Genomic DNA, 19112 nt, shown 5'->3' on the forward strand with positions numbered 1-19112 from the left:
AACCCATTAACCGCGCGCGGCGGCGATCTTGATCAGCTTGGCGTAGTAGAACCCGTCGTGGCCGCCGTCCTGGGCCAGCAATTGGCGACCGTGAGGCTGCTTGATACCGGCTTGAGTGGCGAGGTCCAGTTCACGGGCGCCCGGCGTACGAGCGAGGAAGGCTTCGATCACTTCGGTGTTCTCGGTCGGCAGCGTCGAGCAGGTGGCGTAAAGCAGGATGCCGCCGACCTCCAAAGTTATCCACATGGCATCGAGCAGCTCACCTTGCAGCACCGCCAGCGCAGCGATGTCGTCGGGTTGACGAGTCAGCTTGATGTCCGGGTGACGACGAATCACACCGGTGGCCGAGCACGGCGCGTCCAGCAGAATGCGTTGGAACGGCTTGCCGTCCCACCAGGTCGCGGTGTCGCGGCCGTCGGCGGCGATCAGTTCGGCGCTCAGGCCCAGGCGTGCGAGGTTTTCCCGCACTCGCACTAGACGCTTGGCTTCCAGGTCCACCGCCACCACGCCGGCGAGTGCCGGCTCGGCTTCAAGGATGTGGCAGGTCTTGCCGCCCGGTGCGCAGCAGGCGTCCAGCACCCGTTGGCCCGGTGCCAGGTCGAGCAGATCGGCGGCCAGTTGCGCGGCTTCGTCCTGCACGCTGATCCAGCCTTCGGCGAAACCCGGCAGGCTGCGCACGTCGGCAGCGGCTTCGAGAATGATGCCGTCCTGACTGTAAACGCATGGCGTGGCGGCGATGCCGGCGTCGGTCAGCAACCCGAGGTAAGCATCGCGGCTGTGATGACGACGGTTGACCCGCAGGATCATCGGCGGATGCGCGTTGTTCGCCGCACAAATGGCTTCCCATTGTTCAGGCCAGAAGGCTTTCAGGGATTTTTGCAGCCAGCGCGGGTGGGCGGTGCGCACGACCGGGTCGTGTTCCAGCTCGGCCAGCAGCGCTTCGCTTTCACGCTGGGCGCGGCGCAGCACGGCGTTGAGCAAGGCCTTGGCCCAGGGCTTTTTCAGCTTGTCGGCGCAACCCACGGTTTCACCGATGGCGGCATGGGCCGGAACCCGGGTGTAGAGCAACTGGTAGAGACCGACCAGCAACAGCGCTTCGACATCGGCATCGGCTGCCTTGAACGGCTTCTGCAGCAACTTGGCCGCCAGCGCCGACAAACGCGGCTGCCAGCGCGCGGTGCCGAATGCCAAGTCTTGAGTGAAGCCGCGGTCGCGGTCTTCGACCTTGTCCATTTGCGTCGGCAGGGAACTGTTGAGTGAGGCTTTTCCGTTAAGAACAGCAGCAAGTGCCTTGGCGGCGGCCAGACGTGGATTCATTGAGCGTCTGCCGCTTGACCGAGGACGGTGCCGACGGCGAATTTCTCACGACGGCTGTTGAACAAGTCGCTGAAGTTCAGCGCCTTGCCGCCGGGCAATTGCAGACGAGTCAGACACAGGGCTTGCTCACCGCAGGCGACGATCAAACCATCCTTGCTGGCGCTGAGGATTTCCCCCGGTGCGCCCTGCCCTTCAGCGAGGCTGGCGGCCAGGACTTTCAGCGCTTCGCCGTTCAGCGTGCTGTGGGTAATCGGCCATGGATTGAAGGCGCGAACCAGGCGTTCCAGCTCAACCGCCGGGCGACTCCAGTCGATGCGCGCTTCGTCCTTGTTCAATTTGTGAGCATAAGTGGCGAGGCTGTCGTCCTGCACTTCGCCTTCCAAAGTGCCCGCAGCGAGGCCGGCAATCGCCTGAATCACGGCTGGCGGACCCATTTCGGCCAGACGGTCGTGGAGGCTGCCACCGGTGTCTTCACCGGTGATCGGCGTGGTGACTTTGAGCAGCATCGGCCCGGTGTCGAGGCCCAGTTCCATGCGCATCACGGTCACACCGCTTTCGCTGTCGCCCGCTTCGACGGCACGCTGGATCGGCGCCGCACCGCGCCAGCGTGGCAGCAAGGAGGCGTGGCTGTTGATGCAACCCAGGCGCGGAATATCCAGCACCACTTGCGGCAGGATCAGGCCGTAGGCGACCACCACCAGCAAGTCCGGTTTGAGCGCGGCCAGTTCAGCCTGAGCGTCTTCGTTGCGCAGCGTCGGCGGTTGCAGCACAGGAATGTTGTTTTCCAGAGCCAACTGCTTGACCGGGCTGGGCATCAGTTTTTGCCCGCGACCCGCCGGACGGTCCGGTTGGGTGTAGACCGCGACGATCTCATAAGGGCTGTCGAGCAGGGCCTTGAGGTGATCGGCGGCGAATTCCGGGGTGCCGGCAAAGACGATGCGCAGTGGCTCAGTCATTCAAAAGGTCTCGCAAAAGAAAAAGGCTTGCCGCAGCAAGCCTTTGAAAGGAGGGCATCAAGCGTTCTGGCGATGGAGCTTTTCCAGTTTCTTCTTGATTCGGTCGCGTTTGAGACTGGACAGGTAGTCAACGAACAATTTGCCGTTCAGGTGGTCGCATTCATGCTGGATGCACACCGCGAGCAGGCCTTCGGCGATCAGTTCGTAAGGCTGGCCGTCGCGGTCCAGGGCCTTGATCTTGACCTTCTGTGGGCGATCCACGTTTTCGTAGAAGCCCGGCACCGAGAGGCAGCCTTCCTGATATTGCTCCATCTCGTCGGTCAGGGTTTCGAACTCGGGGTTGATGAACACCCGTGGTTCGCTGCGGTCTTCGGAGAGGTCCATCACGACGATACGTTTGTGCACGTTGACCTGGGTCGCGGCGAGGCCGATGCCTGGCGCTTCATACATTGTTTCAAACATGTCATCGACCAACTGACGCACTTCGTCGTCCACTACGGCCACAGGTTTGGCGATAGTGCGCAGGCGCGAATCGGGGAATTCGAGGATGTCTAAAATGGCCATAAGCTTAATTGCTGCACGTTTGAGGTAATGTCGGGTCGATGGCCTGGCGGGTCCGAAGATGCAGGCTACCGTTGTAAAACGTAGCTTCCTGCTCTTTTTGGTGAAGAGTCGGGAGCGAGCCACGAGGGCTCTGGCGTTCTACGCGAATGCACATAATAAAGGGATTCACCGCATGAGGAAATCACTACTCGCCTTGCTCCTTCTGGCCTCGGCCGGTTTGGCACACGGGCAAGTGCAACTCAAGGAAGGTTTTCCACAGCAATACACCGTGGTATCGGGTGACACACTCTGGGACATATCGGGGAAATACCTTCGTGAACCGTGGAAATGGCCGGAACTCTGGCAGGCCAATCCACAGATCGAAAACCCCAATCTCATTTACCCCGGCGACTCGCTGTCGCTGGTCTACGTCAACGGGCAGCCACGCCTGACCCTCAATCGCGGCGCTTCCCGGGGCACCATCAAGCTGTCGCCACGCATCCGCAGTAGCCCGGTTGCCGATGCGATCCCGAGCATTCCGCTGCAATCGATCAACAGCTTTCTGCTGAGCAACCGCATCGTCGATAAGGTCGAGGACTTCGACAAGGCGCCTTATATCGTCGCTGGCGATGCCGAACGCGTACTCAGTGGCACCGGTGACCGAATCTTCGCTCGCGGCCACTTCGACCCGGCTCAGCCGGTTTACGGCATCTTCCGTCAGGGCAAGGCCTACACCGATCCTGTCAGTAAAGAATTTTTGGGGATCAATGCCGATGACATCGGCGGTGGCGAGATTGTGGCCACCGAAGGCGACGTCGCCACCCTGGCGCTGCAACGCACCACTCAGGAAGTTCGCCTCGGCGACCGCTTGTTCAGCGGTGAAGAGCGCTCCATCAACTCAACCTTCATGCCCAGTGCGCCCAAAACCGAGATCAACGGGTTGATCATCGACGTGCCGCGCGGGGTTACCCAAATTGGCGCGCTGGACGTGGTCACGCTGAACAAGGGCCAGCGCGATGGCCTGGCCGAAGGCAACGTGTTGGTGGTGATGAAAACCGGCGAAACCGTGCGTGACCGGATCACCGGCCAGCCATTGAAAATCCCGGATGAGCGCGCCGGTTTGCTGATGGTTTTCCGCACCTACGACAAGCTCAGCTACGGGCTGGTGCTCAACGCATCACGCTCCCTGGCGGTGCTGGACAAGGTGCGAAATCCTTAACAGGCTCCACAAGTTACCAACAGAGTTATCCACAGCTTATTCCCGTTTGAACGGGGCTCATAACGATCAAGGATGATCCATGTCGCTGTCTGCTTTTGCACCGGTTTCCCCTGCGGAACTGGAAGCTCGTTTACGTTTGCATCGCCTGCCGGAACTCGGTCCTGCGCGATTCAAGAAATTGCTTGAGGCCTTCGGCTCGGCGTCCAAAGCTATCAGCGCGCCGGCCAGTGCCTGGCGTTCGTTGGGTTTGCCCCTCGCTTGCGCGGAGGCCAGGCGCTCCAGTGAAATCCGTGATGGCGCGAGCCATGCATTGGCCTGGTTAGAGCGTCCGGGCCAACATTTACTGATGTGGGACCAATCTGACTATCCGGCACTGTTGGCGGAAATCAGTGATGCGCCGCCGCTGTTATTCGTGGCGGGCGATCCCGGCATTCTGGAAAAACCGCAGCTGGCGATGGTCGGCAGCCGTCGCGCTTCGCGGCCGGGCATGGACACCGCCGCCGCCTTTTCCCGCAGTCTGGCCGGCGCCGGTTTTGTCATTACCAGCGGTTTGGCACTGGGCATTGATGCCGCCGCGCATCAAGCCGCTTTGGACGTGGGGGGGCGAACGGTCGGTGTACTTGGCACGGGACTTGAAAAGTTTTATCCACAGCGTAATCGACGACTGGCAGACGCCATGATCGCCTCGGGCAGCGCAGTGCTTTCGGAGTTCCCGCTGGACGCCGGGCCGACCGCCAGTAACTTCCCCCGGCGCAATCGAATCATCAGCGGTTTATCCCTGGGCGTGCTGGTGGTCGAGGCGAGTGTCGCCAGCGGTTCGTTGATCACCGCGAGGCTGGCGGCGGAACAAGGGCGCGAGGTGTATGCAATCCCAGGCTCGATTCATCACCCGGGCGCAAAGGGTTGTCATCAGCTGATCCGCGACGGCGCGGTGCTGGTAGAAACCATCGAGCATATCCTCGAAGCGTTGCGCGGCTGGCAGCATTTGCCATTATCCACAGCGACACCAGCGGTGACACATCCGTTGCTCATGCTGCTGCATGCCGCGCCCCACACCAGTGAAGCGTTGTCCGTCACCAGCGGCTGGGCCTTGCCGAAAGTGCTGGCAGCGCTGACGGAGCTGGAAATGGACGGCCGTGCGGTCTGCGAAAGCGGGCGCTGGTTTGCGCGGGTGAGCTAGGTTTTATAAGGAAGATCGGTAAACTGCGCAGAGCCTTATTCCGGAGAGTTTTTCATGGTCAACAATTGGCGTGTGCAACAAGCCGCGCAAGCCATTCGCGCAGGGGCGGTGATTGCCTATCCAACCGAGGCAGTCTGGGGCCTGGGTTGCGACCCGTGGGACGAAGAAGCGGTAGAACGTCTGCTGCTGCTCAAGGGTCGGTCGGTGGATAAGGGCCTGATTCTGGTCGCCGACAACATTCGCCAGTTCGATTTTCTCTTCGAAGACTTCCCTGAACTGTGGATGGATCGCATGGCCAGCACCTGGCCGGGGCCGAATACCTGGCTGGTGCCGCATCAGAATCTGTTGCCGCAGTGGATTACGGGTGTGCACGAGACGGTGGCGTTGCGGGTCAGCGATCACCCGTTGGTGCGGGATTTGTGCGCGGTGGTCGGGCCGCTGGTTTCGACCTCGGCCAATCCACAGGGCCGGCCGGCGGCGCGCACACGGATTCGCGTGGAGCAGTATTTCCGTGGGCAGGTTGATTTGGTGCTGGGTGGGAATTTAGGTGGTCGCAAGAACCCGAGCGTGATCCGGGATCTCGCGACCGGGAACGTAATTCGCCCGGATTGAGACCGCAGTGCGGCCATTCGCGAGCAGGCTCGCTCCCACATTGATTTTCAGTGGACACGAGATTTGTGTTCAACACCGATCCTGTGGGAGCGGGCTTGCTCGCGAAGAGGCCCTCAAGGCAACAGAACAGTCGAACCAGTCGTACGCCGCGCCGACAACTCGGTCTGCGCCTGCGCCGCTTCGGCCAATGGATACTTCTGGCTGATGTCCACCTTCAGCTTGCCGCTGATGATCATCTCGAACAGTTCATCCGCCATTCGCTGCAAGTTCTCGGCGTTATTGGCGTAGGTCGCGAGCGTAGGCCGGGTCACGTACAACGAACCCTTTGCCGAGAGAATCCCCAGGTTCACCCCGTCTACCGCACCCGACGCATTGCCGAAGCTCACTACCAGCCCGCGAGGCGCCGCGCTATCAAGCGAAGTCAGCCAAGTGTCCTTGCCCACGCCGTCGTACACCACCGGGACTTTTTTCCCGTCAGTCAATTCCAGTACACGCTGTGCGACGTTTTCATGACTGTAATCGATGGTTGCCCAAGCGCCGTTGGCCATGGCCAGTGCGGCTTTCTCCGGTGAGCTGACCGTGCCGATCAACTTCACGCCCAAGGCCTTTGCCCACTGGCAGGCCAGGGAACCGACGCCACCCGCGGCAGCGTGAAACAGGATGGTTTCGCCACCCTTGAGTTCATACGTCTGACGCAGCAGGTACTGCACGGTCAGGCCCTTGAGCATTACGCCCGCGGCCTGTTCGAAGCTGATCGCGTCCGGCAGGTGCACCAGATTGGTCTCCGGCAACACGTGAACGTCGCTGTAGGCGCCCAACGGACCGCTGCCGTACGCCACGCGATCACCCACTTTGAACCGGGTGACTTCACTGCCCACCGCCTCGACCACGCCCGCGCCTTCCGAGCCCAGGCCCGATGGCAGGGCTGGCGGCGCATAGAGGCCGCTGCGGTAATAGGTGTCGATGAAATTCAGGCCGATGGCCTTGTTAGTCACGCGAACCTGCTGCGGGCCGGGCTCGGCGGGTTGGTAATCGACATAATCGAGCACTTCAGGGCCGCCATGGGCGCGGAACTGGATACGCTTAGCCATCAGAACTCTCCTTAGGTCTTAGCTACTAGAGTTGTAGCGCGAAGCTCCCTATCGAACTCCCAAGCTTGATCTTCGTCAACTGCGGCAGGTCCATCTGCGATGTTATGCTACGCGCCCATTTGCGCCGGCCCCCGCTCCCATGGAGCGCCGCGTAGCTTTGCCCGATTCAAGGTGATGACATGACGACCCGCACCGAGGCCGTAAAAGCCTACCTGCTCGACCTGCAAGACCGCATTTGCGCGGCCCTCGAAGCTGAAGACGGCGGCACGCAGTTCGTCGAAGACGCCTGGACCCGGCCTGCCGGCGGTGGCGGTCGCACCCGGGTGATCGAAAACGGCGCGGTCATCGAAAAGGGCGGCGTCAACTTTTCCCACGTCTTCGGCAGCGGTCTCCCACCGTCCGCCAGCGCCCATCGCCCAGAACTGGCCGGCCGTGGCTTCGAAGCCCTTGGCGTCTCTTTGGTTATTCACCCGCACAACCCGTATGTGCCGACGTCCCACGCCAACGTGCGCTTTTTCATCGCTGAAAAAGAAGGCGAAGAACCGGTCTGGTGGTTCGGCGGTGGCTTCGACCTGACCCCTTATTACGGCAATGAAGAAGACTGCGTGCATTGGCACCGCGTCGCGGAGCAGGCCTGCGCGCCGTTCGGTCCGGATGTTTACCCGCGCTACAAGGCCTGGTGCGACAGCTATTTCCACATCAAACATCGCCACGAGCCGCGCGGCATCGGCGGCCTGTTCTTCGATGACTTGAACGAGTGGGACTTCGACACCAGCTTCGCCTTCATGCGTGCCATCGGTGATGCGTTCATCGACGCCTACCTGCCGATCGTGCAGCGCCGCAAAAATGATGCGTTTACCGCCAAACAGCGTGAGTTCCAGGAATTCCGCCGTGGGCGCTACGTTGAATTCAACCTGGTCTACGACCGCGGTACGCTGTTCGGTCTGCAATCGGGCGGGCGTACCGAGTCGATTCTGATGTCTCTGCCGCCGCAAGTACGCTGGAGCTACGACTGGAAAGCCGAGCCGGGCAGCGAAGAAGCACGGCTGACCGAGTACTTCCTGCAAGACCGCGATTGGTTGGCCAAGGCCTGAACGAGGAATCCTGATGGACCGTTACGTCGTATTCGGTAACCCGATTGGTCACAGCAAGTCGCCGCTGATCCACCGTCTGTTCGCCGAGCAGACGGCTCAAAAGCTGGACTACAGCACGTTGCTGGCGCCCCTCGACGATTTTTCCACGTGCGCCCGGACGTTTTTCCTCGAAGGTCGCGGGGCGAATGTGACGGTGCCGTTCAAGGAAGAGGCCTATCGTCTGGCGAACAGCCTGACGGCGCGGGCGCAACGCGCCGGTGCGGTGAACACTCTGAGCAAACTGGCCGATGGCAGTCTGCTGGGCGACAACACCGATGGCGCCGGATTGGTGCGGGACCTGACGGTCAACGCCGGTTTCAGCCTCAAGGGCAAACGCATCCTGCTGCTCGGTGCTGGCGGCGCGGTGCGCGGCGCACTGGAGCCGTTGCTGGCTGAGCAACCCGCCTCGGTGGTCATCGCCAACCGCACGGTGGAAAAAGCCGAACTGTTGGCGGAATTGTTCGCGGACCTGGGGCCGGTGTCGGCCAGTGGATTTGATTGGTTGAAGGAGTCGGTCGATCTGATCATCAACGCGACGTCCGCCAGTCTGTCAGGGGAAGTACCGCCGATTGCCAGCAGTTTGATCGAGCCGGGCAAGACGGTGTGCTACGACATGATGTACGGCAAGGAGCCGACCTCGTTCTGCCGTTGGACCAGTGAACATGGTGCGGCGGTGTCGATGGATGGCTTGGGGATGCTCGCGGAACAAGCGGCAGAAGCCTTCTTCCTGTGGCGCGGTGTGCGCCCGGATACGGCGCCGGTGCTCGCCGAACTTCGCCGCCAGTTGGCCCTTTAAAAGCTTCGCGAGCAGGCTCGCTCCCACAGGGGATCACCGAAAACCTGTGGGAGCGAGCCTGCTCGCGAATGGCTGCGATACCGATTCCGGATCAGTCTTCGAACCTTATGGGACATTTCTCCGCGCCTTCCAGCTTCCTCAATTCTTCCACCACCTGCGGCCGTGCACGCCGCAGGGTCAGGCTGCGATCCTGCCGCAGCAGCCGTCGCGCTTCCTGGTGCAGCATCTCCACGCCTGAATAGTCGATGAAATTGATCTGCTGCGCTTCAATCACCACGCGCGCGCCGTGCATTCGTTGCAGGCGTACTTGCAGGTAATGGCTGGCGCCAAAAAAGATCGAACCACCAACCCGAAGAATGTCTTCATCCCCATCTCGCCAATGCTGAACACGCGGTTGCGAGGTGCGTTTGAGGTAGAAGAACAGCGAGGCCAGCACCCCGGCGTAGATCGCAGTCTGCAATTCCAGCAGCAGCGTGGCGACACAGGTCAGCGCCATGACCAGGAACTCGGCGCGGCTGACCCGCAACAACGCGCGAATACCGCGATGATCCACCAGCCCCCAGGCGATCAACAGAATGCTGCCGGCCATGGCCGGGATCGGAATGTGCGCGATCAAATTCGCGCCGAAGATGGCGAACAGCGCCACCCACACCGCCGAAAAAACGCCAGCCATCGGCGAGCAGGCACCCGCTTCGTAGCTCAGGCCGGAGCGGGTGAAAGAGCCGGCTGACAGCGATCCGGAAAAAAACGCACCGACCATGTTCGATAAACCCTGGGCGCGGACTTCCTGATTGGCGTCGAGCAACTGTTGGGAGCGGGCCGACAAGGATCGGGCGATTGACAGACTGGTGACCAGCCCGAGCATGCCCACCGCCACCGCGCTGGGTAGTAAACGCAGAATCAGGTCCAGATCCAGCGGCAGCGGGCTGAAGGGCGGCAGCCGCCCGACAAATGCGCTGACCAACTTCACATGACCGAACATCGATGGCCAGAGCCAGACCAGCAATCCGCTCAGCACCAGGGTGATCAATAGCGTCGGCCAGCGTGGCAACAGCAGTTTCAACACCACGCCCACCACGACAGTCGCCAAGCCCAGCATTAACGAAGGTTTATTCACTTCGCCGAGGTGACTGAACAGCATCATCAAACTGTTCAGCGCTGTTGCCTGGTTGGGCAATTCCAGCCCCAACAGATTCGGCAGTTGGCCGATGGCAATCACCACCGCCGCGCCGAGGGTGAAACCCAGTACTACCGAGTGCGAGACGAAATTCACCAAGGCACCGAAGCGCAGCAAACCGAGCAGCCACTGGAAAATGCCGGCAAGCAGCGTCAGCAACAGGATCAGGGTGACGTAGTCCTCTGACGCGGGAACGGTCAGCGGACTGACGCTGGCGTACAAGACAATAGAGATCGCCGCCGTAGGACCGCAGATCAAGTGCCACGAAGAACCCCAGAGACACGCGATCAGCACTGGGACAATCGCAGCGTACAGACCGTATTCAGGTGGGAGACCGGCGATCAGCGCGTAGGCAATGGATTGCGGCAACGCGAGAATCGCACCGCTGAGGCCGACGATCAGGTCACGACCGACGCTGGCGCGGGTTTGCCGGGGCATCCAGCTGAGGAAGGGGAAGAGCGAATGGCGGCTAGGGAAGGCCATGGGTCCTCTCGGGTGAGATTTTGCGCAAGGGTAGCAGGGTGTGAGGAGTGTCAGGTTGATCGACCCCTCACCCTAACCCTCTCCCCAAGGGGTAGAGGGGACTGATCGAGGTGTTCTTTCGAGCTACATCGACCTGAGATATCGAGTCGAACTCATGTTAGAACAGCATGAAGATCGGCCCCCTTTCCCCCTCTCCCCTCTGGGGAGAGGGCTGGATCCTGAGTCAGACACAATACTCAGGATCGATCCATCAAAGCTTCGCCTTCACCGCCCCCAACGCATCCTTCCCATCCACTGTCTTCACCCCATCCAGCCATTTATCCAACACGGCCGGATTCGCCTTGATCCACGCCTTGGCCGCATCAGCATTGCTGACCTTCTTATTCACCACCTCGGCCATGATGCTGTTCTCCATTTCCTGGGTGAAACTCAGGTTGGTGAGCAGTTTGCCGACGTTCGGGCAGGCCTGTGCATAACCTTTGCGGGTCAGGGTGTAGACGCTGCCGGTGTCGCCGAAGTATTTCTCGCCGCCCTTCAGGTAATGCATTTTCAGTTGCACGTTCATCGGGTGCGGGGTCCAGCCGAGGAAGGTCACGAACTTCTGTTTCTTCACCGCGCGAGACACTTCGGCCAGCATGGCCTGCTCGCTGGACTCGACCAGTTTCCACTGGCCCATGTCGAAGTCGTTCTTCTTGATGATTTCCTGCAAGGAGATGTTGGCCGGAGCGCCGGAGCCGATGCCATAGATTTTCTTGTCGAACTTGTCGGCGTATTTGTTCAGGTCGGAAAAGTTATGCACACCCGCGTCCCAGACGTAATCCGGGACCGCGAGGGTGAATTCGGTGCCATCGAGGTTCTTCGCCAGTTGCGTGACATCGCCGGTGGCCACGAACTTGTCGTAGAAGCCCTGTTGTGCCGGCATCCAGTTACCGAGAAACACGTCGACCTGACCATCTTTCAAGCCGCCAAAGGTGATCGGCACCGCCAGCGTGTCGACCTTGGCCTTGTAGCCCATGCCGTCCAGCAGAAACCCGGTGATGGCGTTGGTCGCGGCAATGTCGCTCCAGCCCGGGTCGGCCATTTTCACCGTCTCGCAACTCTGCTCGGCATACGCCGATGCACTGCCCAGAGCCAGAAGCCCGACCGTCATTGCTGTGGATAACCTACGCATGGCATTCCCCTTAACATTATTAGTTTTGGCAGGGTTGTGGATAACGTGCTTTACGCTCCAGATCGTCGAGGTCGATGTGGTTGCGCATGTACTGCTGACTGGCGTCCACCAGCGGCTGGTGATCCCAGCTCTTCAGTTTGCCGATGGTTAACGCATCGGCGACAAAACGTCGGCGCCGTTGGCTGGCGAGCACTTGTTGGTGGATCGCCGGGATATCCCATTTAGCCCGTGCTTCGGCGAAAAATTCTTCGAAAAGCGGCCGATGTTGCGGCGATTGACTGAGTTCTTCCTGTTCGCGCGGGTCGTTGTGTACATCGAAGAGTAGGCAAGGGTCGTCTTCGCTGTAGATGAATTTGTAGGCGCCACGGCGAATCATCATCAGCGGGCTGATAGTGCCTTCGGCCATGTACTCGCCGAAGACCTCGTCATGACCGCCCTGCCCTTGCAGGTGCGAGACCAGTGAGCGGCCATCCAGCGGCAGCCCCGGCTCCAGCGACCCGCCGGCCAGTTCGACGAAGGTCGGCAACAGATCGGCAGTCGAGACCGCCGCGCTGACCCGGCCAGCCCCGAATTGCCCCGGTGCACTGATCAACAGCGGCACGCGGGCGGCCATTTCGTACCAATGCATTTTGTACCAGAGCCCACGCTCGCCGAGCATGTCGCCGTGGTCGCCGGAAAACACAATGATGGTGTCATCGATCAGGCCGGTTTCCTCGAGTGTTTGCAGGAGTTTGCCGACGTTGCTGTCGATATAGCTGCACGCACCAAAGTACGCCCGACGCGCATCGCGAATCTTATCCACAGGCAGCGGTTTGTCCCACAGGTCGTAAACCTTGAGCAAACGCTGGGAGTGCGGATCAAGTTCGGTCTGCGCCGGGGTTTCAGGCAACGGGATGTCGGCGTCGTCGTACATATCCCAGAAAGCCTTGGGAATGGTGTACGGGTCGTGTGGGTGAGTCATCGAAACGGTCAGGCAGAACGGCTGATCGCCGTCCTCACGGATGTGATCGAACAAATACTGCTGGGCCTTGAAAACCACCTCTTCGTCGAAATCCAGCTGATTGGTGCGTACGCACGGCCCGGCTTGCAGCACCGAAGACATGTTGTGAAACCAGGTTGGACGCACGTCTGGCTCGTCCCAGTTCACAGACCAGCCGTAATCGGCCGGGTAGATGTCGCTGGTCAGGCGTTCTTCATAGCCGTGCAGCTGATCCGGGCCGCAGAAATGCATCTTGCCCGACAGCGCGGTGCGGTAGCCGAGTCGACGCAGGTAGTGAGCATAAGTCGGTACATCGGCGGGGAAATCGGCCGCGTTGTCGTAGGCGCCGATCTTGCTCGGCAACTGACCGCTGACCAGGGTAAAACGCGACGGCGCGCACAATGGGCTATTGCAATAAGCGGCGTCAAACACCACGCCTTGGGCGGCGAGGCGGCTGAGATTCGGCAGTTTGATGGGCGAAGGGCCGTAGATCGGCAACATTGGCGCGGCCATCTGATCGGCCATGATGAAAAGAATATTCTTGCGCTTCATGTGATCGCGGCATTCCATAGTGAATATTTATGCGAGAGTGCTGCGATCGAGCATGTAGCCCATGCAATTTGTGGTAAAGCCCATGCGCGGCAATGACTAGGATAAGCACAGCTTATGTATGATGCCCTCGGTGATTTGTCTCTGGATTTGCTTCGCGCTTTTGAAGCGGCGGCCCGTCAACGCAGCTTCACGGCGGCCGCAGTGGAGCTTGGCACCACACAACCGGCCATCAGCCAGCAGATCAAACGGTTGGAAGAACAACTCGGGACGCGGCTGTTCGACCGGATCTATCGCGGCATCGAACTGACCGAAGCCGGGACGATCCTGTTTGAGCAGGTTCAGCTCGGATTGCAGAATATCGACGCAGGATTGAGCGCGATCAGCGCACAGCACCAACATGAAGTGTTGCAGGTCGCCACCGATTTCGCCTTCGCCGCGTATTGGCTGATGCCGCGGCTGCACCGCTTTCATGCCGCCAATCCTCAGGTGGATGTCAGTCTGGTCACCAGCGAACGCAGCCTCAACATGCTGCGCACCGATATTGATGTGGCAGTGTTGTTTGGTGATGGCCGATTCAAACAGGGCGAAAGCCATTGGCTGTTCAGCGAGGAAGTATTTCCGGTGTGCAGCCCGCTGCTGTTGAAGGATCGTCCCCTGCCCTTGCCCTCCCAGTCATTGCTCGAGTTCCCGCTGCTGCACCTTCGAGGCGAAAACAGCAGCAACTGGTTCGACTGGAGCGGCGTGTTTCGTGAGTTGGGGATTGCTTCTGCGCCAGCGCCCGGGCAATTGCGCTTCGACAATTACACGCTGTTGATTCAAGCGGCGATTGGCGGCCAAGGTGTGGCGATTGGATGGCGGCACCTTGTGGATAACTTGCTTGCGCAGGGATTGTTATGCCGACCGATTGCGGAAACGGTGATTTCCAGGCTCGGCTATTACGTGGTCCTGCCCCAGCGGAAACGGCGTGGAGCGCTGATTCAACAGTTTGTGGACTGGCTGATGGCTGAGCAGGCCAGCAGTGCGCAATCGTTGAACGGCCTGCCGCTGCCATCTATCGCTGTATAGCCTCGGTCGCGACGAAGGTCACGTGTTCGCCGACATGCAGGTTCAACCGCAATTCATCGGCAATCCCCACGGCCGCCCGGCTCAACCGTTCAAGCGGTTCGGCGAGGCCCGGCTCCAGGCTACTGCTGACGTGGCTGAAATGTTCGATGGTCAGCCCGGGCACCCCGCGGGGCGCATTCACCAGCGTCCAGTGCAGGGTGCTGCTTTGCAGGGCCTCGCGAATTTCTTCGGCGGCGTGGCGTTGAAGTTGATCTTCTATTTCCGGATCGTCCAATACCTCGAAATCGCCCACCAGAAATAACCGGGCAATTCCCGAGGCCTGCATGCCATCGATCAGAGCATCCACCGCCAGGACTTGCTCGACCGGGCCGGGCACGATGGATTTTTCCACGTGCTCGCTGTTCATCGGTAACCCGGGTGCATCCAGCAGACAGATCACCGCTGAACAACCGGCGACGCTTTGCTTGACCCGCTTGGCGTCGAACAAATCGCCGGTCTTGGTCCGCAGTCCCGGGCGCGGCGCGAGCGCCGTCAAATCATCGAGAATCGCGATCACTTCATGTTGGCGCCGCAGCATTTCAGCCATCAGCGCACTGCCCAGGCTACTCATGGCACCATAAAGCACCACTTTCACCACCGGGGTTTCGGCATTTTTCATGGCCGTGCTCCGTTCTTCCTATCTATATGGCGTGTGACCTGTGGGAAACAGCGCCAGTTCGACTCGGTTTCAGAGGGTTTCAAATGCAGCGGATCAGGGGCTACCACGCGCATGTCTATTTCGATGCCAGCACCCTCCCACAGGCGCGAGCCTTGTGTGAGCAGGCGGCGCAATTGTTTCCAGTGAAGATGGGCCGCGTCCATGAACGGCCGGTGGGCCCACACCCGGACTGGAGCTGCCAGTTGGCTTTCGAGCCGCAATACATCGGCGACGTGCTGCCCTGGCTTGTGCTCAACCGCAAGGGTTTGGTGGTGTTCCTGCACCCGGACACCGGCGACGATCTGCTCGACCACACCGAGCATGCCATCTGGATGGGCGCGATTCGGCCTCTGGATCTGTCTATTTTTTGATCAGTTTACAACTGTTCCTCGGGATCGCCGGGCAAATGTTCGTCCAGATGCAGCCAGGGCAGTCGGTTGTCAGTCCAGATATGCCTTTCGGCGGGTGCGTGCTCGGGATGATCGAGGGTGGCGATGGTCACGTCGATGCTATCCAGGCTGAGGTGCGTGACCAGCGCCAGTTGCGCCCCACAGTTTGAGCAGAAATACCGCACGCAGGTTGTTGAAGAGTCGTACTGCGCGGGTGTCCCTTTCACCCATTCAAAGGCTGACGCGGGCACGGTGATCCAGGTGGTCACAATCCCGCCGCTGACCCGTCGGCAAATCGAACAATGACAGTGGGCGATGTCGTGCAAAGGCCCGCTGAATTGATAGCGCAGATGTCCGCAGTGGCAGCCGCCTGTATGAATGTCGGCCATGTTTTTTCCTCCTGCCCCGTATTCAGGGACTGTGAACCCGTCCGACGACCGGTTGCACATCGGGTCAATGCTTTCATTCGCGAAAGCTGGGTGAAAGCTTCCCCGATTAGGATCGCCCCACTACCGGCAGCAGACCGGTCGGCCAATGCCAGTGTTTTATCGCTCGCACAGCCCATTTAACAACAACAATGGTGATCCTGATGTCCGCTTCTACCCGCCGCTTCGCTGTCACTCCGCCCATACGCCTCGTGCTTCCCGTTCTGCGCTGACCCACCCGGTTCGCCCATTCCCTAGCCGCGCTATGCCTGGAGTATTCCTATGCTGACTTTCCTTGGCTTTGCCATGGTCATCACGTTCATGTTCCTGATCATGACCAAGCGCCTGTCCGCGCTGATCGCTCTGATCATCATCCCGATCCTGTTCGCGCTGTTCGGTGGTTTTGCGCCGAAGATCGGCCCGATGATGCTCGAAGGCATCACCAAGCTCGCACCGACCGGTGTGATGCTGATGTTCGCCATTCTGTACTTCGCCTTGATGATCGATTCCGGCCTGTTCGACCCGGCCGTGCGCAAGATCCTCAAACTGGTCAAGGGCGACCCGTTGAAAGTTTCGGTCGGCACCGCCGTACTGGCGCTCGTCGTCTCCCTCGATGGGGACGGCGCGACCACTTATATGATCTGCGTGGCCGCCATGCTGCCGCTCTACAGCCGCATCGGCATGAGCCCGCGGATCATGGCCGGTCTGATCATCCTCGCCGGTGGCGTGATGAACATGACCCCATGGGGCGGCCCGACCGCCCGTGCGGCCAGTGCGCTGCATGTGGACCCGTCGGACATCTTCGTACCGATGATTCCGGCGATGGCTGCCGGGGTGCTGGCAATTCTCGTGATCGCCTACTTCTACGGCAAGCGTGAGCGTGCGCGTCTGGGTGAGTTGCACCTGGTGGGCGATGAAATCGACCACAGTGAAATCAGCGTTTCGCAATTCCCCGATGCCCGTCGTCCGAAGTTGATCTGGTTCAACGGCGCCCTGACCCTGGGCTTGATGTGCACCCTGATCGCGGGCCTGTTGCCGCTGCCGGTGCTGTTCATGGTGGCGTTCAGTATCGCGATGATCGTCAACTACCCGTGCCTCCAACAACAGAAGGACCGCGTTGCGGCCCACGCCGGTAGCGTGCTGGCGGTGGTCGGGTTGATCTTTGCCGCGGGCATCTTCACCGGTATCCTGACGGGCACCGGTATGGTCGACGCGATGTCGAAAAGCCTGCTGGCGGTCATCCCGGATTTCCTCGGCCCGTATCTGGCCGTGATCACTGCGCTGGTAAGCATGCCGTTCACGTTCTTCATGTCGAACGATGCATTTTATTACGGCGTGTTACCGGTACTTGCGGAAGCCGCCAGTCATTACGGTATAACCGCGGTGGAAATGGCACGTGCCTCGATCGTCGGTCAGCCCGTCCACTTGTTGAGCCCGCTGGTACCATCGACCTACTTGTTGGTGGCCCTGGCCGGTATCGACTTCGGTGACCATCAGCGCTTCACCCTGAAATGGGCAGTGCTGGTGTGCATGTGCATACTGGTTGCCGCGTTGCTGATGGGGATTTTTCCGCTGTTCAGCACTCTATAAGCCCAAGACTCACCATGACGGGTCCAGGCTTTGCTGTTTGAAGCCCGGGCCCTTCGTGGTTTAACAATCGCTCAAAGGAATACACATGGAATGGCTGACCAACCCTGAAATCTGGGTTGCCTTCTTCACCCTGACCGCCCTGGAAATCGTCCTGGGTATCGATAACATCATCATGATTTCGATCCTGGTCAGCCGCATGCCCAAACACATGCAGCAGCGCACCCGGATTTTCGGCCTGGCGCTGGCCATGGTCACGCGGATCCTGTTGTTGCTGTCGATCACCTGGGTCATGCGCCTCACCGCCGACCTGTTCGAAATGTTCGGCCAGGGTATTTCCGGGCGAGACCTGATCCTGTTCTTCGGTGGTCTGTTCCTGCTGTGGAAGAGCTCGCAAGAGATGTACCACGCACTGGAAGGCGAGGATGAGACCCACGAGGAACCGACCGCCAAGGGTGGCAGCTTCCTGTACACCATCATCCAGATTGCGATTATCGACATCGTGTTCTCCCTGGACTCGGTGATCACCGCCGTGGGTATGGTTTCCCATGTGCCGGTCATGGTCGCTGCGATCATCGTCGCCGTACTGGTGATGATGCTGGCGGCTGGCACCATCAGCGAATTCATCGACAAGCACCCGTCGCTGAAAATGCTGGCGCTGTCGTTCCTGTTGCTGGTCGGTACCGTGTTGATTGCCGAGTCCTTCGAAGTGCATTTGCCAAAAGGCTACGTGTACTTCGCCATGGCGTTCTCGCTGGCGGTGGAAGCGATCAACATCAAGATGCGCACCGCGATGATGAAAAAGAAGAAGCAGCAAGACCCAGTGAAACTGCGCAAGGACGTTCCGGGTCAGTAACCCGAACCTGTGCACTGGCTGGTGTCAGCCAGTGCACAACACCTGTGGGAGCGAGCCTGCTCGCGATAGCGGCCTGTCAGTCAGCATCAATGTTGAATGTGACGGCCCCATCGCGAGCAGGCTCGCTCCCACATTTTTTTTGCTCTGTGATTACCCTGGTGGATCGAGGTTATCCAGCACTCGATTTACCGCCAATTCCCCCAACATGATGCTTTGCTGAATCCCCAGCAGAGTGCTGCGCTGTGGGCCATCCAGAAACCCTGCGAAATCACTGGCCATTACGCTGGCTGACGCCAACGATTCGCAGGCGTGCGCGAGCAAGGTTTCGTTATCGACCTTGGGGTCTATGAAGAAAATGCCGCTGGGTTTGCGCGGCGGGAAGTCGTGGGGGACCAGATCGGTGTCCGGTGGGTTGGGCGTTACCTTGAACATAGATAGAACTCCAGTACTGATTACGTGGAGCCATCACTCTCGCTACCAAACGAAGGGTGGCGGCCATACACAGGTTGGTAGACCGGAGTACTGGAACCGGCGCCCCCGAAGGGACCCTGCGCATGGCCACCATAAAGCTGCGACCTCAATAAGCGTCCGCAAGAAGTGGCTATGCGCCAGACTCCGGGCTACCAAACCCGATCACTGTTTTTCAGCGACTGGGAAACGATAGAGACCCGGGCCAAGGCGCACAAGCCGGCGGATTCTGGCGTAACCGTAGGCAACGGCGCAAGGCGTTGTAGCCTCCGAGAAGTAACGCAGGGTGTCACTAAACGAACGCGTGAATCGCGTCGGAGAAATTGAAGAATTAGCCGACAGTCCATTCCAGAGGTTGACGCATCATGCTTGGGTGGTTAGCGTCCCCCGCTCGCTTCAAACGACAATGACAAGGA

At 60.0% G+C, this 19112-nt stretch carries 19 protein-coding genes; 9 read left to right on the forward strand and 10 right to left on the reverse strand.

The genetic code is table 11. The features are described from left to right. Window positions 1–6: 6 nt before the first annotated feature. From rsmB to def, 3 genes are read right to left on the reverse strand one after another with little or no spacing between them, the layout of a single operon-like run. Entirely contained in the window at window positions 7–1317 is a 1311-nt protein-coding gene (gene rsmB / locus QFW87_RS00070; RefSeq protein WP_282479388.1) for a 16S rRNA (cytosine(967)-C(5))-methyltransferase RsmB, read from the reverse strand. Further along, entirely contained in the window at window positions 1314–2273 is a 960-nt protein-coding gene (gene fmt / locus QFW87_RS00075; protein ID WP_283189521.1) for a methionyl-tRNA formyltransferase, read from the reverse strand. The genes rsmB and fmt overlap by 4 nt, the downstream gene beginning before the upstream one ends. 57 nt (window positions 2274–2330) lie before the next feature. Then, window positions 2331–2837: a peptide deformylase gene (gene def, locus QFW87_RS00080; RefSeq protein ID WP_027926190.1), complete on the reverse strand. Its 507-nt coding sequence runs from the start codon at window positions 2835–2837 to the stop codon at window positions 2331–2333. Between the two features lie 172 nt (window positions 2838–3009). Between def and QFW87_RS00085 the strand changes: the two genes are divergently transcribed. The 3 genes from QFW87_RS00085 to QFW87_RS00095 all read left to right on the forward strand — a co-directional run bounded on the left by QFW87_RS00085 (window position 3010) and on the right by QFW87_RS00095 (window position 5827). Next, complete coding sequence (locus tag QFW87_RS00085; RefSeq protein ID WP_283182343.1) at window positions 3010–4035, forward strand: LysM domain-containing protein; 1026 nt, start codon at window positions 3010–3012, stop codon at window positions 4033–4035. A 79-nt stretch (window positions 4036–4114) separates the two neighbouring features. Further along, a complete protein-coding gene (dprA, locus tag QFW87_RS00090) occupies window positions 4115–5215 on the forward strand; it encodes a DNA-processing protein DprA (RefSeq protein ID WP_283189522.1) in 1101 nt (366 codons plus the stop codon). Between the two features lie 54 nt (window positions 5216–5269). Continuing rightward, entirely contained in the window at window positions 5270–5827 is a 558-nt protein-coding gene (locus tag QFW87_RS00095; protein ID WP_283182345.1) for an L-threonylcarbamoyladenylate synthase, read from the forward strand. 113 nt (window positions 5828–5940) lie between these two features. On the opposite strand, the gene QFW87_RS00100 is transcribed toward QFW87_RS00095, so the two are convergent. Beyond that, on the reverse strand, window positions 5941–6918 hold the full coding sequence (locus QFW87_RS00100) for an NADPH:quinone reductase (RefSeq protein WP_283182346.1): 978 nt from the start codon (window positions 6916–6918) through the stop codon (window positions 5941–5943). A gap of 179 nt (window positions 6919–7097) precedes the next feature. On the opposite strand from QFW87_RS00100, the gene hemF reads away from it, so the two are divergent. Both hemF and aroE read left to right on the forward strand, forming a co-directional pair. Then, on the forward strand, window positions 7098–8012 hold the full coding sequence (gene hemF / locus QFW87_RS00105; RefSeq protein ID WP_283189523.1) for an oxygen-dependent coproporphyrinogen oxidase: 915 nt from the start codon (window positions 7098–7100) through the stop codon (window positions 8010–8012). A 13-nt stretch (window positions 8013–8025) separates the two neighbouring features. Next, window positions 8026–8847, forward strand: a complete 822-nt coding sequence (gene aroE / locus QFW87_RS00110; RefSeq protein ID WP_283182347.1) for a shikimate dehydrogenase — start codon at window positions 8026–8028, stop codon at window positions 8845–8847. 91 nt (window positions 8848–8938) lie between these two features. Here the strand turns inward: aroE and QFW87_RS00115 are convergent, their stop codons facing one another. From QFW87_RS00115 to betC, 3 genes are all read right to left on the reverse strand, one after another. Beyond that, window positions 8939–10507: a SulP family inorganic anion transporter gene (locus QFW87_RS00115; RefSeq protein ID WP_283189524.1), complete on the reverse strand. Its 1569-nt coding sequence runs from the start codon at window positions 10505–10507 to the stop codon at window positions 8939–8941. A gap of 250 nt (window positions 10508–10757) precedes the next feature. Beyond that, window positions 10758–11678: a choline ABC transporter substrate-binding protein gene (gene choX, locus QFW87_RS00120; RefSeq protein WP_283189525.1), complete on the reverse strand. Its 921-nt coding sequence runs from the start codon at window positions 11676–11678 to the stop codon at window positions 10758–10760. A 19-nt stretch (window positions 11679–11697) separates the two neighbouring features. Next, the gene (gene betC, locus QFW87_RS00125) at window positions 11698–13209 is read right to left on the reverse strand and encodes a choline-sulfatase (protein WP_283189526.1); all 1512 of its coding nucleotides are present in this window, start codon (window positions 13207–13209) and stop codon (window positions 11698–11700) included. Window positions 13210–13323: 114 nt separating this feature from the next. On the opposite strand from betC, the gene QFW87_RS00130 reads away from it, so the two are divergent. Beyond that, window positions 13324–14274, forward strand: coding sequence for a LysR family transcriptional regulator (locus QFW87_RS00130; RefSeq protein WP_095126794.1), 951 nt, complete (start codon window positions 13324–13326; stop codon window positions 14272–14274). On the opposite strand, the gene QFW87_RS00135 is transcribed toward QFW87_RS00130, so the two are convergent. Further along, the gene (locus QFW87_RS00135; RefSeq protein ID WP_283189527.1) at window positions 14261–14932 is read right to left on the reverse strand and encodes an NAD(P)H-binding protein; all 672 of its coding nucleotides are present in this window, start codon (window positions 14930–14932) and stop codon (window positions 14261–14263) included. The two genes, QFW87_RS00130 and QFW87_RS00135, sit on opposite strands and share 14 nt — an antisense overlap. A gap of 83 nt (window positions 14933–15015) precedes the next feature. On the opposite strand from QFW87_RS00135, the gene QFW87_RS00140 reads away from it, so the two are divergent. Next, a complete protein-coding gene (locus tag QFW87_RS00140) occupies window positions 15016–15342 on the forward strand; it encodes a DOPA 4,5-dioxygenase family protein (protein ID WP_283189528.1) in 327 nt (108 codons plus the stop codon). Between the two features lie 5 nt (window positions 15343–15347). Here QFW87_RS00140 and QFW87_RS00145 read toward each other — a convergent pair whose 3' ends face one another. Next, window positions 15348–15749 carry a GFA family protein gene (locus tag QFW87_RS00145; RefSeq protein ID WP_283189529.1) on the reverse strand — a complete coding sequence of 134 codons (402 nt, stop codon included), beginning with the start codon at window positions 15747–15749 and terminating at the stop codon, window positions 15348–15350. Window positions 15750–16067: 318 nt separating this feature from the next. Here QFW87_RS00145 and QFW87_RS00150 point away from each other — a divergent pair, with 318 nt between their 5' ends. Continuing rightward, entirely contained in the window at window positions 16068–17375 is a 1308-nt protein-coding gene (locus QFW87_RS00150; RefSeq protein WP_282379672.1) for a CitMHS family transporter, read from the forward strand. A gap of 85 nt (window positions 17376–17460) precedes the next feature. Next, entirely contained in the window at window positions 17461–18228 is a 768-nt protein-coding gene (locus QFW87_RS00155) for a TerC family protein (RefSeq protein WP_283189530.1), read from the forward strand. A gap of 150 nt (window positions 18229–18378) precedes the next feature. Here the strand turns inward: QFW87_RS00155 and QFW87_RS00160 are convergent, their stop codons facing one another. Then, window positions 18379–18660, reverse strand: a complete 282-nt coding sequence (locus QFW87_RS00160; RefSeq protein ID WP_283189531.1) for a DUF6124 family protein — start codon at window positions 18658–18660, stop codon at window positions 18379–18381. Window positions 18661–19112 lie beyond the last annotated feature (452 nt).

The organism is Pseudomonas sp. PMCC200344 (assembly GCF_030053095.1).
In the GTDB taxonomy this organism is placed as follows: Bacteria; Pseudomonadota; Gammaproteobacteria; order Pseudomonadales; family Pseudomonadaceae; genus Aquipseudomonas; species Aquipseudomonas svalbardensis.

What these genes read in the sequence shown, in the direction of transcription:
- dprA (WP_283189522.1), top strand. Translation starts at nt 4,115, where the DNA reads ATGTCGCTGTCTGCTTTTGCACCGGTTTCCCCTGCGGAACTGGAAGCT.
- QFW87_RS00155 (WP_283189530.1), top strand. Translation starts at nt 17,461, where the DNA reads ATGGAATGGCTGACCAACCCTGAAATCTGGGTTGCCTTCTTCACCCTG.
- QFW87_RS00145 (WP_283189529.1), bottom strand. Translation starts at nt 15,749, where the DNA reads ATGGCCGACATTCATACAGGCGGCTGCCACTGCGGACATCTGCGCTAT.
- QFW87_RS00150 (WP_282379672.1), top strand. Translation starts at nt 16,068, where the DNA reads ATGCTGACTTTCCTTGGCTTTGCCATGGTCATCACGTTCATGTTCCTG.
- aroE (WP_283182347.1), top strand. Translation starts at nt 8,026, where the DNA reads ATGGACCGTTACGTCGTATTCGGTAACCCGATTGGTCACAGCAAGTCG.
- QFW87_RS00115 (WP_283189524.1), bottom strand. Translation starts at nt 10,507, where the DNA reads ATGGCCTTCCCTAGCCGCCATTCGCTCTTCCCCTTCCTCAGCTGGATG.
- hemF (WP_283189523.1), top strand. Translation starts at nt 7,098, where the DNA reads ATGACGACCCGCACCGAGGCCGTAAAAGCCTACCTGCTCGACCTGCAA.
- QFW87_RS00130 (WP_095126794.1), top strand. Translation starts at nt 13,324, where the DNA reads ATGTATGATGCCCTCGGTGATTTGTCTCTGGATTTGCTTCGCGCTTTT.
- choX (WP_283189525.1), bottom strand. Translation starts at nt 11,678, where the DNA reads ATGCGTAGGTTATCCACAGCAATGACGGTCGGGCTTCTGGCTCTGGGC.
- rsmB (WP_282479388.1), bottom strand. Translation starts at nt 1,317, where the DNA reads ATGAATCCACGTCTGGCCGCCGCCAAGGCACTTGCTGCTGTTCTTAAC.
- QFW87_RS00085 (WP_283182343.1), top strand. Translation starts at nt 3,010, where the DNA reads ATGAGGAAATCACTACTCGCCTTGCTCCTTCTGGCCTCGGCCGGTTTG.
- QFW87_RS00140 (WP_283189528.1), top strand. Translation starts at nt 15,016, where the DNA reads ATGCAGCGGATCAGGGGCTACCACGCGCATGTCTATTTCGATGCCAGC.
- QFW87_RS00160 (WP_283189531.1), bottom strand. Translation starts at nt 18,660, where the DNA reads ATGTTCAAGGTAACGCCCAACCCACCGGACACCGATCTGGTCCCCCAC.
- QFW87_RS00100 (WP_283182346.1), bottom strand. Translation starts at nt 6,918, where the DNA reads ATGGCTAAGCGTATCCAGTTCCGCGCCCATGGCGGCCCTGAAGTGCTC.
- betC (WP_283189526.1), bottom strand. Translation starts at nt 13,209, where the DNA reads ATGAAGCGCAAGAATATTCTTTTCATCATGGCCGATCAGATGGCCGCG.
- QFW87_RS00135 (WP_283189527.1), bottom strand. Translation starts at nt 14,932, where the DNA reads ATGAAAAATGCCGAAACCCCGGTGGTGAAAGTGGTGCTTTATGGTGCC.
- fmt (WP_283189521.1), bottom strand. Translation starts at nt 2,273, where the DNA reads ATGACTGAGCCACTGCGCATCGTCTTTGCCGGCACCCCGGAATTCGCC.
- QFW87_RS00095 (WP_283182345.1), top strand. Translation starts at nt 5,270, where the DNA reads ATGGTCAACAATTGGCGTGTGCAACAAGCCGCGCAAGCCATTCGCGCA.
- def (WP_027926190.1), bottom strand. Translation starts at nt 2,837, where the DNA reads ATGGCCATTTTAGACATCCTCGAATTCCCCGATTCGCGCCTGCGCACT.